General features: G+C 59.2%; 15 protein-coding genes. 6 read left to right on the top strand and 9 right to left on the bottom strand.

What is annotated here, in order from left to right; all coding sequences use genetic code 11:
• The first annotated feature begins 489 nt into the window (after positions 1-489).
• Positions 490-1,122 (top strand): isochorismate family cysteine hydrolase YcaC, encoded by a 633-nt coding sequence (ycaC, locus tag JFT58_RS20030; RefSeq protein ID WP_014720109.1) that lies wholly within the window; start codon positions 490-492, stop codon positions 1,120-1,122.
• 152 nt (positions 1,123-1,274) lie between these two features.
• Here the strand turns inward: ycaC and JFT58_RS20025 are convergent, their stop codons facing one another.
• The 9 genes from JFT58_RS20025 to JFT58_RS19985 form a co-directional block, all read right to left on the bottom strand.
• Complete coding sequence (locus JFT58_RS20025) at positions 1,275-2,432, bottom strand: glutathionylspermidine synthase family protein (protein WP_054896924.1); 1,158 nt, start codon at positions 2,430-2,432, stop codon at positions 1,275-1,277.
• 11 nt (positions 2,433-2,443) lie between these two features.
• Complete coding sequence (locus JFT58_RS20020) at positions 2,444-3,154, bottom strand: DUF1190 domain-containing protein (RefSeq protein ID WP_054896925.1); 711 nt, start codon at positions 3,152-3,154, stop codon at positions 2,444-2,446.
• An 18-nt stretch (positions 3,155-3,172) separates the two neighbouring features.
• Complete coding sequence (locus tag JFT58_RS20015; protein WP_003194539.1) at positions 3,173-3,601, bottom strand: DUF350 domain-containing protein; 429 nt, start codon at positions 3,599-3,601, stop codon at positions 3,173-3,175.
• Between the two features lie 15 nt (positions 3,602-3,616).
• Positions 3,617-4,291, bottom strand: coding sequence for a DUF2491 family protein (locus JFT58_RS20010; RefSeq protein ID WP_054896926.1), 675 nt, complete (start codon positions 4,289-4,291; stop codon positions 3,617-3,619).
• The gene (locus JFT58_RS20005; protein ID WP_054896927.1) at positions 4,278-5,312 is read right to left on the bottom strand and encodes an ion channel; all 1,035 of its coding nucleotides are present in this window, start codon (positions 5,310-5,312) and stop codon (positions 4,278-4,280) included. The genes JFT58_RS20010 and JFT58_RS20005 overlap by 14 nt, the downstream gene beginning before the upstream one ends.
• A gap of 72 nt (positions 5,313-5,384) precedes the next feature.
• Positions 5,385-5,945, bottom strand: coding sequence for a rhomboid family intramembrane serine protease (locus tag JFT58_RS20000; protein WP_054896928.1), 561 nt, complete (start codon positions 5,943-5,945; stop codon positions 5,385-5,387).
• A gap of 156 nt (positions 5,946-6,101) precedes the next feature.
• Positions 6,102-6,800 (bottom strand): PspA/IM30 family protein, encoded by a 699-nt coding sequence (locus tag JFT58_RS19995; protein ID WP_014720114.1) that lies wholly within the window; start codon positions 6,798-6,800, stop codon positions 6,102-6,104.
• A 17-nt stretch (positions 6,801-6,817) separates the two neighbouring features.
• Positions 6,818-7,399 carry a YjfI family protein gene (locus JFT58_RS19990; protein ID WP_034126864.1) on the bottom strand — a complete coding sequence of 194 codons (582 nt, stop codon included), beginning with the start codon at positions 7,397-7,399 and terminating at the stop codon, positions 6,818-6,820.
• Positions 7,400-7,627: 228 nt separating this feature from the next.
• On the bottom strand, positions 7,628-8,659 hold the full coding sequence (locus JFT58_RS19985; protein WP_054896929.1) for a PDDEXK nuclease domain-containing protein: 1,032 nt from the start codon (positions 8,657-8,659) through the stop codon (positions 7,628-7,630).
• Positions 8,660-8,833: 174 nt separating this feature from the next.
• Between JFT58_RS19985 and JFT58_RS19980 the strand changes: the two genes are divergently transcribed.
• From JFT58_RS19980 to dxs, 5 genes are all read left to right on the top strand, one after another.
• Complete coding sequence (locus JFT58_RS19980; protein ID WP_082423386.1) at positions 8,834-9,478, top strand: NAD(P)H-dependent oxidoreductase; 645 nt, start codon at positions 8,834-8,836, stop codon at positions 9,476-9,478.
• Positions 9,417-9,794: a MerR family transcriptional regulator gene (locus JFT58_RS19975; protein ID WP_054896931.1), complete on the top strand. Its 378-nt coding sequence runs from the start codon at positions 9,417-9,419 to the stop codon at positions 9,792-9,794. Before JFT58_RS19980 ends, JFT58_RS19975 begins: the two co-directional genes overlap by 62 nt.
• Positions 9,795-9,916: 122 nt before the next feature.
• Positions 9,917-10,159, top strand: coding sequence for an exodeoxyribonuclease VII small subunit (locus JFT58_RS19970; protein WP_003194556.1), 243 nt, complete (start codon positions 9,917-9,919; stop codon positions 10,157-10,159).
• On the top strand, positions 10,156-11,043 hold the full coding sequence (gene ispA, locus JFT58_RS19965; RefSeq protein ID WP_034126861.1) for a (2E,6E)-farnesyl diphosphate synthase: 888 nt from the start codon (positions 10,156-10,158) through the stop codon (positions 11,041-11,043). The genes JFT58_RS19970 and ispA overlap by 4 nt, the downstream gene beginning before the upstream one ends.
• 110 nt (positions 11,044-11,153) lie before the next feature.
• Complete coding sequence (dxs, locus tag JFT58_RS19960; protein ID WP_034126860.1) at positions 11,154-13,052, top strand: 1-deoxy-D-xylulose-5-phosphate synthase; 1,899 nt, start codon at positions 11,154-11,156, stop codon at positions 13,050-13,052.
• The last annotated feature ends 66 nt before the right edge of the window (positions 13,053-13,118 follow it).

Genomic DNA, 13,118 nt, shown 5'->3' with positions numbered 1-13,118 from the left:
AAATCGTGACCTCTCGATCGTCCCAATACGCTTAGACAATGAGTAGAACCGGCCTGACCGAATTGAGTATTTTCCGCAACTACCACCAACGCTTGAAAAACTGCCACTCAATAAAATTGCTATGTCAGTGAGACATGAGTCGCGTGACGACATCGAATCCAAAACAACGTTATCCATAGCAAAGTTCCAATCGCTAATTGAAGCGGTCATTTGTGGAACTAAACAAACGGTGGCAGCCGTAAGCAGTTAGTCCACCGGTCGCTTGGAACCCGGCGCACACGAGGGTGTGCTGCGCACAGCTACCATAAGATGCAGGCGATGGGGATCCTTTGCGCAGCAATCCGATGCAAACATTATGCGCCAACAACTGTCTCTTTTAAGTTGACAGTAAGACTCCTTCCACCCAATTTATCCCTCGTCACCCACCCATTAATCTGTGCCCATGTTGAACGCAACGCCCAACCAACCTAAACAAAAAAGGATTCAACCATGAGCACTGCAACCTACAACCGCTTGAACAAAGACGACGCCATTGTTCTGCTGGTCGATCACCAGACCGGCCTGATCTCCCTGGTGCAGGACTTCTCCCCCAACGAGTTCAAGAACAACGTGCTGGCCCTGGCTGACCTGGCCAAGTTCTTCAACTTGCCGACCATCCTCACCACCAGTTTCGAGCAAGGCCCTAACGGCCCGCTGGTGCCGGAGTTGAAGGAGATGTTCCCGGACGCGCCGTATATCGCTCGCCCTGGTCAGATCAATGCCTGGGACAACGAGGATTTCGTCAAGGCGATCAAGGCCACGGGGCGTAAGCAAATCATCATTGCCGGTGTGGTGACGGATGTGTGTGTGGCGTTCCCGACGTTGTCGGCGCTGGCGGAAGGGTTTGAGGTGTTTGTGGTGACGGATGCGTCGGGCACGTTCAACACCACGGTGCAGCAGGCGGCGTGGAGCCGGATGACACAGGCCGGTGCACAGTTGATGAACTGGTTCTCGGTGGCGTGTGAGTTGCACCGCGACTGGCGCAACGATATCGAAGGGCTGGGGAATTTGTTGTCCCAGCGGATTCCTAACTATCGCAATTTGATGAACAGCTACTCGGCCCTGTCTGCTCGCCAGAGCTAAGACTGCCATGCTCCGTATTGAGCCTGCCTGAAAAGGCAGGCTTTTTTATGGGCGTAGATTGAGATGCGTGTGGGTGACGCGGAGCGTCACTGGATGCATTACCACGCGGAGCGTGGGAACGATCAAGCGGAGCATGGGAACGATCAACTTCCTTAATCCAGGATCAAGTGCGGCAGAAACCGGCTTGAGTCCTTGGTGATCAAGCTATTGTCCTCTCGCACACCTATGCCAGCGGCCTGGTCGCCAATTACCCAAGAGCCGATCAGCGTGTAGCTGTCCCCAAATTTTGGCAGCGGTGCGAACTCCTGAAGGATGAATGGCGCATCCGTGTAGGGGCCGTCTTCTTTTACGATCAGGCCGTCCGCGGTTTGTAGTTCGATGTTGGCGCCTTCCCGGGAGAAGAACGGCTTGCGCACCCAGCCTTTTGGCACGGCCTTGCCTTGGTCGGTGTCCAGGTGGGACGCGAGCAGGTTGGGGTGGCCTTGGTTGAACTCCCACAGCAGCGGCAGGATGCCTTTGTTGGAGAGGATCGATTTCCACGCGGGTTCGAAGAACTGCGTGTCGCTCTTGGCAATCGCGGCACCAAAGGGCTCGTGGAAGATGAACTCCCAGGCGTGCAGTTTGAACAGGTGGGGGATCCAGCGATCTTCAAGGTCGACGAAGCGGCCTTCGCTGGTCAGGCCGATGTCTTCGACGTCGATGTGGCGCGATTCGATGCCGACTTTTTCGGCAACCAGACGCAGGTAGTCGGTGGTGCCTTTGTCTTCGATGGAGTCTTTCATCGAGGCGAAGTAGAACGGCTGGTTGACCTGCAGTTGGGCGAAGGCCTGGTGCAGTTTGGTGTCGATGCTATTGAACTGGTCGGCGTGCTTGGGCAGCAGGCCGCGCTCGATGCATTGTTCCAGCCAGCCCCACTGAAACGCGGCTGCTTCATAGAGGCTGGTGGGGGTGTCGTAGTTGAGCTCCAGCAACTTGGCGGGCCCGCTGCCGTTGTAGGAGAAGTCCATGCGCCCGTACAGGTGCGGGTGACCTTCGAGCCATGAGGTTCGGATCATGTCGTAGAAAGGCGCGGGGATGCTCAGGCGTTCAAGCAGTTCTTCGCTGTGGACCACGCGGGCGACGAGGTCCATGCACATGTCATGGAGCTCGGCGGTCGGGTCTTCGAGGTCGCGCTCGATTTGCTTGAGCGTGAACTGGTAGTACGCGCTTTCGTCCCAGTAAGGTTCGCCGTCAATGGTATGGAACAGGAAGCCAAGACTCTCGGCTGTATGTTTCCAGTCATGACGCTCTGCGCATTGGATCTTCTTCATGGCCGGTTTCCTTAGCTGCTCGACCCGCCGCCCCAGCCGCTGCGTGCGCTGGCTTTGCTGCCGAAGCCGCCGCGAGAGGTGGCCGATGAAACCGAGCTCGACTTAGGTGAAGAGCGCAGCGTGCTGGTGTAATTGCTGCTGCCGTAGCGGGCCTGGTTGGAACGGCCAAAGGTCGCGCCATTGGACACGCGCTGGTTGAGCGTCGAATTACCGTAGTTGCCGCGATCATCGCGATAGCGGTACACCGGTTCCGAACGGTAGCTGTTGCGGTTGTTGCTCAGCATGTTGCCGATCAGCAAGCCGGTCAGCAGGCTGCTGGTGGAGAAGCCTGAGCCGCCGCCGCTGGCCTGAGCGTTGGCCGCTTGCGCATTGGCAGCGTCGACCTGGGATTGGGTCACCTGGCCTTCGGCGGTCAGTTCGAAACCGCCCAAGCGCGGGATGAATTTGCCGGTGGAGTCTTGCTGGCACCAATCAGCAACAAAGTCGGCGTCGCAATCGGCCTGGCTGTCATACACCGGCGCAATGCGGCGATGCTCGACCATGGCCGTCATGTAGGCGTCCGAGCAGACGTCTACCGGAAGTTTTTCATCGGCGCATTGCTGTACCGACTGGAAGTTGTACTTCTTTTGCAGGTCGTAGGTTTTTTCCGTTGGGCCACAGCCGGATATCGCCATGGCGACCGACGCTGCCAGCGACAGCTGGACGTACTTGCTTCGTTTCATCGGGAGCTCCGTGGGCAATCAGTTCGAGGTGGGCGTCATGCACGCGGCATTCAGCATGCCGACGCTGATGGCCACCGCGGCCACGTAGATACCGGCCGCCAGTTCGCCCTTCTTGATGCGCTCGGACGTGCCTTTGAGCACCAGGCTGGTCAGCAGGAACGCCAGCAGCTGGACGACGGCGGCGATCACGGCCCAGACGATGAAGTCGAGAACGTTGATCGAGTAGGCAATCACGTTGCTGGCCGGAATGGCGAAACCGACGATGGCACCGCCCAGGGCGACCGCTGCGGAGGTGTTGCCCGCACGGATCAGTTCGAACTCCTTGTGCGGGGTGATGCGGGTGTAGATGAACTGGAACAGCGCGAACAGTACCGCAGCCCCCAGGATGTAGAGGACAAAGCCGAGCACCGCAGCTTTGTTGAGGGAGATGGAGAGTGCTTCTAGCATGGACGGCTTCCTTTTTTAGAGCGTAGTCAGGTCGGTGGTGTACAGCGAAATGCCCAGGGATATGCTCAGGCTGATGGTGCCTTCGGCATCTTCTTCGACGGAGAACAGCAGGAATTCTCGACGGTCGGTCAGGCCGGTGTCGCGGGCGTATAGCATCGAACGGTGCTCGACGCTGTAGGTGGCTTCTGGGCTGGTGACCTGTTCGCTCATCGCCACCAATTCGGTCTGGCCGTCCTCGCTGCCCCACTCCCGGAAGTACTCAACGCCGTCGTGGGTGTAGGTCGGCAGCCCGATCAGGCTCTGTGGGCCCGCCAGCCTGCGCAGTTCCGCTTCACTGCTGATGGTGACGTAGCTGAGGTAGTTGAACAGAATCACTGACTCGACCTGGCCCGCTATCTGGCCGGTGGTGTGCACCTGCAACCAATAATCTTCGTCGTTCATGTAATAGCGCGACAGCCAGGTGGACTGGCCAAGATCGATGGTGCCATTGCTCCAGATTTCCTGGGAGCCGGGGATCACCACGTTGGTTTTTTCATCGAGCAGCAATTTCAGGGTGGTGTCGAACATCACGCCCTTGCCCGGCGCCAGGCCCAAAGGACCGGTAGCAGGCAGGCTTGGGCTGGCGGTTCGGCTCGAGTCGGTAGTGGCTTTTGGGGCCTCAAGCCCCATCAACTGTTTAAGCCATCCCATGGGAGATTTCCTTAAGGCGAGTGGAAGCGATGTAGAAGAGTTCGCCGCCTTTGACCTCTGTGGCACTGGGCGGGTTGATCGACGGCTGCTGAACACCTTTGGCGCGATAGCCAATGAGGGTGGCGTTGTGGCGCTCCTTCATCTGCGTGTACAGCTCGCCGAATGTTGCCTCAAAGGCTTCGGGCAATTTCATCAGGTACTGGGTGGCGCCCTGCCCCACGCACAGCAATTCATTGATGACCACCGACGAGCCCGGATCCTGAGAGGCGCGCACCAGCATTTCAATTGCCATGCTGGACGTGCACTCCAGGCGCGGGGCGTAGGAGCTGGCGAGTGCGGCGATTTCACTTTCGTTGAAGTGGGCGACCACATGCCCGACGGGACTCAGTTGGTTCACCGCCAGCACGGTGGCCAGCGTCAGGTCATCAGACGGGGTTCGCACCAGCACACGCTCGGCACCGGGCACACCGGCACGCAGCAACAGTGCGGTGGAAGACAGGCTTTCGCCGCGGATGAACGCTGCTTTGCCCGGCATCGGGTTTTCTTCAAGGCTGCAATCGCAGATCACGATCAGGTTGTCGTTCGAGGTTTCGTCTTGCAGCAACAATTCAATCACCCGCTCGCTGGACGCGCCCTCCCAGCCGATCAGCACGGTATGGCCGACCTTGCCGGTGAAATCACCTTTGCCCTTCATGCCTTTTCTCCATGCATCGATAACACTGCTGGTGGTTTTGCCGATGGCGGCCGTGAGCAGCGCAATGCCCCCGAGCATGACCCAGGTCGCCACGAAAATTCGTCCCGCCGAGGTCTGCGGCGCGAGGTCGCCATAGCCGACGGTGAGTGTGGTGGTGAGGTAGAAGTAGATAAACGTGGCGGGAGCGGTGAGGTGTTGTTCGCCCAGCAACACCAGGCCCAGATAAGCCGTGCTCAGGTGGACACCCAAGGCAACGATCAGCCCTGCCCAACCGAAGCGGTGAAAGAGGGACGAGGCGTACATGCGTAACAGTAGGAAAATCGACATTTGGCCCCTGGCTCCCTGGGTACTTGAATCCTGACGACAGCATCGCCTCGGCGTCTGGATGCTCAAGTGCGTTCACCCGGCATTAAACCCGCTGCGCGGCGTGGATAGAAGTACCTTGGCTGCAATAAATCCGGCGAGCGCACCAAACAGATGCCCTTCGAAGGAAACGCCCTGCCGCGGAAGGAAGCCCACGACCAGTCCGCCATACAGCAAAGCCACGACAGCGGCTGTTAGCAGGTTGCCCCAGCTTCTATGGAACCAGGCGCGAGACAGCAGATAAGCCCATAGCCCGAACACCCAGCCGCTGGCGCCGACGTGTACGCCTGAAAAACCAAACAGCCAGACCAACAAGCCGCCCAGCAGAATGATGATGGCGCTGACGGCGATGAACCGGTTGACCCCTTCGATGATGACCAGAGAACCCAGGATCACAAAGGCAATCAGGTTGGCGCTCAGGTGGGCGAAGGAGGCGTGCAAAAACGGCGAGGAGAGGATGCCGAACAGACCCTGCACCGTTCTTGGGATTAGCCCGAATGCCATGAGGCTGTAACCGGTCGCCACATTGAGCAGTTGCAGCGCGACCATGAAGAGGGCCAGGCCTGCGATTGTCTTGAAACCCTTCAAGGCGTTCATCCTGACCTCAACATACAAAAGAAAGGCACTGCCACTGTGGCGAGGGAGCTTGCTCCCGCTGGGGCGCGAAGCGGCCCCAAAAACAGGACTGCTGCGCAGCCCAGCGGGAGCAAGCTCCCTCCCCACAGAGTTGCAGGCTTAACTGACCTACGTTGATTACTCAGCCGACTTTTGCTTCAGACGCTCCAGAATCGCATTGGCACTGCCTTCGTTCGGCGTGATGCCGGCATCGCGCAGTTTGCGTTCCAGGTCTGTCCCCGTCGACGCTTCAGCCAGCTCATCCTGGGCTTGCAGCTCAGCGGCGCGTTGTTGCTGTTTGGCCTGCAAGCGATTGAGCGTACCGACGGCGGTTTCCAGCTTGCCGTTGGCACCGCCGCTGGCAATGGAGGCACTGACCTGGGCCTTTTGCACGCTGTCGCGAGCCTTGGCCATGTCCACTTGCTGGCGCAGGCTTTTGATGCGGCTTTCGGCCTTGGTGATGTCTTTGCGCATGCTCTCAGCGTACCCACCGAACTCGGTGGTCTGCTTTTGCTCCACGTCCCGCTCGTTGGTCAGGGTCGAAATGGCTTCGGCCACTTCCAGGGCGAGGTCTTCACGGTTGGCCTGGATAGCGGCCATCGCCTTGGATTCCAGGTCTTTGATCTTGGCGTCGTACTCGCCAACGCGATCAGCCGCCAGTTTGTGCTTGGCCATGATGCTTACCAATTCACGCTTGGCGTTGGCCAAGGCGCTGTCGGCATCGCGAATTTCCTGGTCGAGGATGCGCAGGGCCTGTTGGTCGACGATCGATTCGCCGACTTCGCTGGCACCGCCACGCAACGCGGTGAACAATTTGCTCCAGATGGACTGAGTCATTGGGTTTTCCCGAATAATTAAATGAAGAAACGTTCGAAGGCTTCGCTGGCGCGCTGCACGTTATCAACCAGGGTTTTCACCTCGGTCACGATGTTGGTCAGGCTGGAGTCGGAGCTGAGCGCACCGAACATGTTGTAAACCACCTGCCCGTTCGGCATGGACTCGATACCGATGGACGACAACGGGAACATCTCCCGGCTGCGCAGCACGGCGTCGTTGAATTTCGCGACATCGTTGATGGACTCGGCGTCGACCAGGACGGTATCCACGATGATTTGCTCGCCCACCACCGCGATGTAAATCGGCAAGCCACCAAAGTCGTTCATCTCCAGCTTGATGCTGGACTCGGAGCCTTGGACGAGAGAAAGCGTAATGTCATTGGACGTCACGTCATCCAGCGCCTGAAGAGCACTGAAGAGGCGATCGATATTCCAGTTGGTACCTGCGCTCATGAAATTCTCCGACATGAATGAGCCAGCCAGGATCGGTTGGCGTAGCTGTTTCTCCATTTGCTTGAGCAGGCTTCGGTTTTCGGGAAGCACCCAAGTCTCGTGTTTCACATAACCGGCCGCCGCCAGCCCCGCACGCATCTGCTTCATGTAAAAGCTCGACGGCTTTTTTGCGGACGGCTTCAAGCGCTCTCCCTTGAGGCTTGTTGAATCGGTATCGGGCCCAGTTGATGGGCTCGATGGAGAGCTGCTGTTCATGGTACTGACCTCGCTGTGAAAAACTCACGCGTGAGAAAATCTACAGGCAATCCGCAAGGTACTCAATAGCTCACGCGTGAGATTTTTCCTTACATTTTTCAGCCACCGAAAAGACCCAGCCTATCCCGCCAACTCTCGCTCGATTTGCTCGATGCTAGGCAAGCTCGACTGCAGTTCGACTGGCAAAGACTCCATCAGTTGATATTCCGCCACACCAATAGGTCGGTTGTTATCGCGCAGTGCATATTCAGCCACCACTTCATTTTTACCCTTGCACAGCAAGAGACCGATAGTCGGGCCGTCTTGTGGGTGCTTTATCTCGGCATCCACCGCCGCAAGATAGAAGCTCAATTTGCCCAGATGCTCGGGCTTGAACTTGCCCGCCTTGAGTTCGATCACCACATAGCAACGCAGCTTCAGGTGATAGAACAACAGGTCGATGAAGAACTCATCGCCGCCTACATTCAGCAGCACTTGCCGGCCAACGAAGGCAAAACCTGCGCCCAACTCCAACAAGAAGTCAGTGACATGCTTGATCAGGGCGTTTTCGATTTCGCGCTCTTGTGCATTCTGACCCAGGCTGAGGAAATCAAAGCGATAAGGGTCCTTAAGAGACTCGCGAGCCAGGTCGGATTGCGCTTTGGGCAGATGGCTTTCGAAGTTGCTCACTGCCTTGCCACTGCGCTCCAACAGGCGGTTTTCAATGTGCATCACCAAGGTGTTGCGCGACCAACTATGCTTGATCGTTTGGATGGCGTACCAACGTCGCGTTTCAGGGCCGGGAAGTTTGTCCAGAAGCGCGATTTGATGGTACCAAGGCAATTGTGCAAGCACCTCTTGCACAAACTCCGAATCCGGCCACGCCTCGGCAAAAGCCCTCATGTACTTAAGATTGCGCGGCGAAAAACCCTTGATGTCCGGAAAGGCCGCTCGCAGATCTTGCGCAAGGCGGTCAATCACTTTACTACCCCAGCCTTGAGCGTGCTGACGCGTCAAAATATCGTGGCCGAGCTGCCAGTAGAGCAGCACCAGCTCACGATTAACGGCAATTGATGCGCGCTGTTGCGCCTGATGGATACGGCCCTTGAGGTCTGTCAGCCAATCGCCGTAGCCCTCAGGAGGCGCGATCAACCCGATAGAAGTTTCGCTCATGCCTTTTTTACTCTGGTGTTTTCGGCAGGCTAGCCAACCGACAGTACCGTCACAAGCATTCGAGAACAGTTCAGGAAGGGTCCTGCGTACCTCACAGAAAGGTCCTGCTGGCACTTGACTCTCCCCTATACGGCACCCCCTACCCTGAATGCCCTTTTCTCAGAACTTATCACCATGAGTCAGCGCATTCTGGTCATTCTCGGCCACCCGTCCGCCGATAGCTTTTGTTCCGCCCTCGCACACACTTATATCCACGCTGCTAAAACGGCCGGTCACGAAGTCCGCGTCCTGCGCCTGGGTGATCTCAGGTTCGACCCCATCCTTCATCATGCTTACACCCAGGTTCAAGCGCTGGAACCTGACTTGCTCAGCGCCCAAGCCGACATCCTTTGGGCCGAGCATCTGGCCTGGGTTTTCCCTGTCTGGTGGGGCGGTATCCCGGCACTGATGAAGGGCTTTATCGACCGCGTTTTCCTCCCCGGCTTTGCCTTCAAATACCGCACAGGCAAGGCATTCCCAGACACGCTGCTAAAGGGCCGAACCGCGCACTTGTTAGTGACCCTCGACACGCCGCCGTGGTATTACCGCTGGGCTTATCGCATGCCGGCCATCCACCAAATGCGGCGCACCACGCTGGCGCTGTGCGGCATCGCGACGAGCAAGACGCTGCTGTTGGGGCCGGTGCTGGGCTCTTCGCTGACGCAGCGGGCCAAGTGGCTCAAACAGGCCGGCGCACTATTTGAAAAAGGGAATTTTCATGTACATCGGCAAAGCCGCGCAGTTGTCCGGCACGACCATCAAGGCGATTCGTCACTATGAGGCGATCGGGCTGATGCCAGCACCTGCGCGTGAGGGCGGTTATCGCGTTTATACCGCGCAGAGTGTCGAGCGGCTGATGTTTATAAAGTGCGCGCAACAGCTGGGGTTCAAGCTCAAGGAATTACAGGAGATTTTGCAGGGGTACGAGGGTGACGCGCTTCCTTGGGACAAGGCTGATCAAGCCATCGCCAATAAGAAGCAAGCGTTAGCCATGCAAATTGTGGCATTGCAGAATATGCATCGGGGTTTATTGGTCTTCGAGGCCCAATTGAAAGCGGCGCAGGGGGAGTGCTCGGTCGCCACGAAGGCAAGCTGAGACTCGGTGAGCCGAATAAACTCATCAATCGGCTTACACCACCGTGTGTGCGCCACTCATTTGCCCCAATCCCCCATGTCTGCTAGTGTCGCGCCGGTTTACCGTCTACCGGAATTGCCGCCATGGCCCGCAAAAAAGTTGCACTCGATTTCGAACAATCCCTCGCCGACCTGCAAGCCCTGGTCGAGCGTCTGGAGAACGGCGAGTTGTCGCTGGAAGACTCGTTGACAGCGTTTGAGCAAGGCATCGGCCTGACCCGCGACTGTCAGAGCGCGTTGGCGCAGGCGGAGCAGAAGGTCCAGGTGTTGCTGGAGCGTGACGGGGAGTTGGCCGAAGAGCCTTTCGATGCGGAACAGCCGGAATGATCAGCGCATACCAGGCCAGTAGCCAAGCCCGGGTGAATGCCGCGCTGGAGCCCCTGTTTGTTGCGCCAAGCCCGGAAATGACGCGCCTCTATGAAGCCATGCGCTACAGCGTGATGAATGGTGGCAAGCGGGTGCGCCCGTTGCTGGCCTATGCGGCCTGCGAAGCCCTGGGAGCGCCGGCGGCCGAGGCCAATGGCGCGGCGTGTGCGGTGGAGTTGATCCACGCTTATTCCCTGGTGCATGACGATTTGCCAGCCATGGACGATGATGATTTGCGTCGCGGCCAGCCCACCACCCATAAAGCCTTTGATGAAGCCTATGCGATCCTGGCCGGTGACGGCTTGCAGAGCCTGGCGTTCAGCGCATTGCTGGACCCGCGCTTGAGCAGCGTCAACGCCGAGATCCGCCTGCGCATGGTCACCGCCTTGGCCCACGCCGCAGGCCCGGCTGGCATGGTCGGCGGGCAAGCCATCGACATGGGCTCGGTCAGCCTCAAGCTGGATCAAAAAGCCCTGGAACACATGCATCGCCACAAGACCGGCGCGCTGATTGAGGCGGCCGTGCAGTTGGGCGCCCTGGCCAGTGGCCGCGCCGGCGCCGAGCAATTGGCGGCCCTGCAGACCTATTCCCGCGCTATCGGCCTGGCCTTCCAGGTGCAGGACGATATTCTCGACGTGGAAAGTGACACCGCCACCCTCGGCAAACGCCAAGGCGCCGATATCGCACGGGACAAGCCGACTTATCCTGCATTGCTGGGGCTGCAAGCCGCCAAGGCGTACGCCGTCGAGCTGCGCGACCAGGCCCTGGATGCCCTGCGACCTTTCGACGCGGCGGCCGAGCCACTGCGTGACCTGGCGCGGTATATCGTCGAACGTCGCCACTGACAGCCGCGGCCATTTGCGCCGCATATCGGCCAAGTTAGGCCCTCTGCGTGGGCAGTTTGCACGGCTTGAGGTAAACTGCCGCCTCTTCTATACCTATAACGATTCGCCTGATGCCCACGACGTTTCAAGAGATTCCCCGCAAACGCCCGTCTACGCCCCTGCTCGACCGTGCTGCCACGCCGGACGGCCTGCGTCGACTGGGTGAAGCCGAGCTGGAAACCCTGGCCGATGAGCTGCGCCTGGAATTGCTCTACACGGTCGGCCAGACCGGTGGGCATTTTGGCGCCGGGCTGGGCGTGATCGAGCTGACCATCGCCTTGCATTACGTGTTCGACACCCCGGACGACCGGCTGGTGTGGGACGTGGGCCACCAGGCGTATCCGCATAAAATCCTCACCGGCCGTCGCGAGCGCATGGCCAGCCTGCGCCAGAAGGACGGCCTGGCCGCCTTCCCGCGCCGTGCCGAGAGCGAGTACGACACCTTTGGTGTCGGCCACTCCAGCACGTCCATCAGTGCAGCGCTGGGCATGGCGATTGCCGCCCGCCTGCAAGGCAGTGAGCGCAAGGCGATTGCGGTGATTGGTGACGGCGCGCTGACCGCCGGCATGGCCTTCGAAGCGCTGAACCATGCGCCTGAAGTGGACGCCAACATGTTGGTGATCCTCAACGACAACGACATGTCGATTTCGCGCAACGTGGGTGGCTTGTCCAATTACCTGGCGAAGATCCTCTCCAGCCGTACCTACGCCAGCATGCGCGAAGGCAGCAAGAAAGTGCTGTCGCGCCTACCTGGCGCGTGGGAAATCGCGCGTCGCACCGAAGAATACGCCAAGGGCATGCTGGTACCCGGCACCCTGTTCGAAGAGCTGGGCTGGAACTATATCGGCCCTATCGACGGCCACGACCTGCCCACCCTGATCGCCACGTTGCGCAACATGCGCGACCTCAAGGGCCCGCAATTCCTGCATATTGTCACCAAAAAAGGCAAAGGTTTCGCTCCGGCGGAAGTCGACCCGATTGGTTACCACGCGATCACCAAGCTCGAACCCCTCGATGCCCCCGCCGCCGCGCCGAAAAAGGCCAGCGGGCCGAAGTATTCCGGGGTGTTTGGCGAATGGCTGTGCGACATGGCCGCTGCCGACCCGCGCCTGGTGGGTGTTACCCCGGCGATGAAGGAAGGCTCCGATCTGGTGGCGTTCAGCGAGCGTTTCCCGCTGCGTTACTTCGACGTGGCGATTGCCGAGCAACACGCCGTGACCTTCGCGGCCGGCATGGCCTGCGAAGGCGCCAAGCCAGTGGTGGCGATCTACTCCACCTTCCTGCAACGCGGTTATGACCAACTGGTTCACGATGTGGCGGTGCAGAACCTCGATGTGCTGTTCGCCATCGATCGCGCCGGCCTGGTAGGCGAAGACGGACCCACCCATGCCGGCAGTTTCGATCTCTCGTACCTGCGCTGCATCCCCGGCATGCTGGTGATGACTCCGAGCGACGAGAACGAACTGCGCAAGATGCTCAGCACCGGCCACCTGTACAACGGCCCGGCCGCCGTGCGCTACCCGCGCGGCACAGGCCCGAATGCCGTGATCGAGAAAGACCTGGAGCCGATTGAAATCGGTAAAGGCATCGTGCGTCGCCAAGGCAGCAAGACTGCATTCCTGGTGTTTGGCGTACAACTGGCCGAAGCCTTGAAAGTCGCTGAGAAGATCGACGCCACCGTGGTCGACATGCGGTTCGTCAAGCCACTGGATGACGCGTTGGTGCGCGAGATCGCCGCTGGCCATGAGCTGCTGGTGACCGTCGAAGAGAACGCCATCATGGGCGGCGCCGGTGCGGCGGTCAGCGAGTTCCTGGCGCGGGAGAATATCCTCAAGTCGGTGCTGCACCTGGGCTTGCCGGATGTATACGTTGAGCACGCCAAGCCGGCGCAGATGCTGGCTGAATGCGGGTTGGATGAGGCGGGTATCGAGGCGTCCGTTCGCGAGCGCCTGGCGCTACTGAATCTGTAATCTGCCCCAAATGTGGGAGCTGGCTTGCCTGCGATGACGGCGGCACATTCGCTAACAATGTGTCAG

The organism is Pseudomonas sp. MF6767, from assembly GCF_016405475.1.
GTDB classification, from domain to species: domain Bacteria; phylum Pseudomonadota; class Gammaproteobacteria; order Pseudomonadales; family Pseudomonadaceae; genus Aquipseudomonas; species Aquipseudomonas paracarnis.
This window is presented reverse-complemented; position numbering and strand designations above follow the sequence as displayed.

What these genes read in the sequence shown, in the direction of transcription:
- ycaC (WP_014720109.1), top strand. Translation starts at nt 490, where the DNA reads ATGAGCACTGCAACCTACAACCGCTTGAACAAAGACGACGCCATTGTT.
- JFT58_RS20025 (WP_054896924.1), bottom strand. Translation starts at nt 2,432, where the DNA reads ATGAAGAAGATCCAATGCGCAGAGCGTCATGACTGGAAACATACAGCC.
- JFT58_RS20020 (WP_054896925.1), bottom strand. Translation starts at nt 3,154, where the DNA reads ATGAAACGAAGCAAGTACGTCCAGCTGTCGCTGGCAGCGTCGGTCGCC.
- JFT58_RS20015 (WP_003194539.1), bottom strand. Translation starts at nt 3,601, where the DNA reads ATGCTAGAAGCACTCTCCATCTCCCTCAACAAAGCTGCGGTGCTCGGC.
- JFT58_RS20010 (WP_054896926.1), bottom strand. Translation starts at nt 4,291, where the DNA reads ATGGGATGGCTTAAACAGTTGATGGGGCTTGAGGCCCCAAAAGCCACT.
- JFT58_RS20005 (WP_054896927.1), bottom strand. Translation starts at nt 5,312, where the DNA reads ATGTCGATTTTCCTACTGTTACGCATGTACGCCTCGTCCCTCTTTCAC.
- JFT58_RS20000 (WP_054896928.1), bottom strand. Translation starts at nt 5,945, where the DNA reads ATGAACGCCTTGAAGGGTTTCAAGACAATCGCAGGCCTGGCCCTCTTC.
- JFT58_RS19995 (WP_014720114.1), bottom strand. Translation starts at nt 6,800, where the DNA reads ATGACTCAGTCCATCTGGAGCAAATTGTTCACCGCGTTGCGTGGCGGT.
- JFT58_RS19990 (WP_034126864.1), bottom strand. Translation starts at nt 7,399, where the DNA reads ATGAAGCAGATGCGTGCGGGGCTGGCGGCGGCCGGTTATGTGAAACAC.
- JFT58_RS19985 (WP_054896929.1), bottom strand. Translation starts at nt 8,659, where the DNA reads ATGAGCGAAACTTCTATCGGGTTGATCGCGCCTCCTGAGGGCTACGGC.
- JFT58_RS19980 (WP_082423386.1), top strand. Translation starts at nt 8,834, where the DNA reads ATGAGTCAGCGCATTCTGGTCATTCTCGGCCACCCGTCCGCCGATAGC.
- JFT58_RS19975 (WP_054896931.1), top strand. Translation starts at nt 9,417, where the DNA reads ATGTACATCGGCAAAGCCGCGCAGTTGTCCGGCACGACCATCAAGGCG.
- JFT58_RS19970 (WP_003194556.1), top strand. Translation starts at nt 9,917, where the DNA reads ATGGCCCGCAAAAAAGTTGCACTCGATTTCGAACAATCCCTCGCCGAC.
- ispA (WP_034126861.1), top strand. Translation starts at nt 10,156, where the DNA reads ATGATCAGCGCATACCAGGCCAGTAGCCAAGCCCGGGTGAATGCCGCG.
- dxs (WP_034126860.1), top strand. Translation starts at nt 11,154, where the DNA reads ATGCCCACGACGTTTCAAGAGATTCCCCGCAAACGCCCGTCTACGCCC.